This window comes from Thioclava sp. SK-1, from assembly GCF_001705665.1.
Lineage (GTDB): Bacteria > Pseudomonadota > Alphaproteobacteria > Rhodobacterales > Rhodobacteraceae > Thioclava.
Window position 1 is genome coordinate 1 of the sequence record NZ_MDHA01000013.1, and the last position, 1,992, is coordinate 1,992.

The 1,992-nt window shown below is 53.6% G+C and carries 2 rRNA genes; both read left to right on the top strand.

Features of this window, described 5'->3' with window-relative positions:
- Positions 1-1,794: ribosomal RNA gene (locus tag BFP70_RS00560) — 23S ribosomal RNA — on the top strand; the annotation flags it as partial.
- 102 nt (positions 1,795-1,896) lie between these two features.
- Positions 1,897-1,992: ribosomal RNA gene (gene rrf / locus BFP70_RS00565) — 5S ribosomal RNA — on the top strand; the annotation flags it as partial.

The following is a 1,992-nucleotide window of genomic DNA, read 5'->3' on the forward strand; positions in this document are numbered from 1 at the left end:
TGGGAAAGCATGTGGGACTTCCAAAACAACCAGGAGGTTGGCTTAGAAGCAGCCATCCTTTAAAGATAGCGTAACAGCTCACTGGTCTAGTTAAGAGGTCCTGCGGCGAAGATGTAACGGGGCTCAAGCCACGAGCCGAAGCTTTGGATGTGTACCGCAAGGTGCACGTGGTAGCGGAGCGTTCTGTGATATAGAACGCTGCCTCTTTTGCCTCCTCGGAGGTAACGGAGGCAATGTTCTGACTGTGAAGCCGGGCTGTAAGGCATCCGGTGGAGTGATCAGAAGTGAGAATGTTGACATGAGTAGCGACAAACAGGGTGAGAGACCCTGTCGCCGAAAGTCCAAGGGTTCCTGCTTAAAGCTAATCTGAGCAGGGTAAGCCGGCCCCTAAGGCGAGGCCGAAAGGCGTAGTCGATGGGAACCAGGTTAATATTCCTGGGCCGTGAGAAGGTGACGGATTGCGAAGGTTGTTCGATCTTATCGGATTGATCGGGCCGCTTAGCAGTCCCTGGAAATAGCCTCTCTATAAGACCGTACCCGAAACCGACACAGGTGGACTGGTAGAGAATACCAAGGCGCTTGAGAGAACCACGTTTAAGGAACTCGGCAAAATGCCTCCGTAAGTTCGCGAGAAGGAGGCCCCATTTGAACGCAAGTTCAGGTGGGGGGCACAAACTAGGGGGTGGCGACTGTTTACTTAAAACACAGGGCTGTGCGAAGCCGTAAGGCGACGTATACAGTCTGACGCCTGCCCGGTGCCGGAAGGTTAAAAGGAGGAGTGCAAGCTCCGAATTGAAGCCCCGGTAAACGGCGGCCGTAACTATAACGGTCCTAAGGTAGCGAAATTCCTTGTCGGGTAAGTTCCGACCTGCACGAATGGCGTAACGATCTCCCCGCTGTCTCAAACGTGGACTCAGCGAAATTGAACTGTGTGTCAAGATGCACACTACCCGCGGTTAGACGGAAAGACCCCATGAACCTTTACTACAGCTTCGCACTGGCATCAGGATTGCGATGTGCAGGATAGGTGGTAGGCTTTGAAGCCAGAACGCAAGTTTTGGTGGAGCCATCCTTGAGATACCACCCTTTGCACTCTTGATGTCTAACCGCGGTCCGTTATCCGGATCCGGGACCCTGCGTGGTGGGTAGTTTGACTGGGGCGGTCGCCTCCCAAAGAGTAACGGAGGCGCGCGAAGGTTGGCTCAGACCGGTCGGAAATCGGTCGTTGAGTGCAATGGCAGAAGCCAGCCTGACTGCAAGACTGACAAGTCGAGCAGAGACGAAAGTCGGCCATAGTGATCCGGTGGTCCCGAGTGGAAGGGCCATCGCTCAACGGATAAAAGGTACTCTGGGGATAACAGGCTGATGGTGCCCAAGAGTCCATATCGACGGCACCGTTTGGCACCTCGATGTCGGCTCATCTCATCCTGGGGCTGGAGCAGGTCCCAAGGGTACGGCTGTTCGCCGTTTAAAGAGGTACGTGAGCTGGGTTTAGAACGTCGTGAGACAGTTCGGTCCCTATCTGCCGTGGGTGTAGGATACTTGAGAAGAGTTGCCCCTAGTACGAGAGGACCGGGGTGAACGGACCACTGGTGGACCAGTTATCGTGCCAACGGTAGTGCTGGGTAGCTATGTCCGGACAGGATAACCGCTGAAAGCATCTAAGCGGGAAGCCCCCTTCAAAACTAGGTATCCCTTGAGGGCCGTGGTAGACCACCACGTCGATAGGCCAGAGATGTAAGCGCAGCAATGCGTTCAGTTGACTGGTACTAATTGCCCGATTGGCTTGATTTGATCCAGTAGTAGAAAGATCAAACGCAAGCATACACAAAATGTGTAATAAAAAACTGATCAAAAAAATCAGTCTTGACTTGGACAACTTCGCTGCTTCCTTGGTTTGGTGGACATAGCACGAGCAAAACACCTGGTCCCATTCCGAACCCAGCCGTTAAGTGCCGTCGCGCCAATGGTACTGCGTCTTAAGACGTGGGA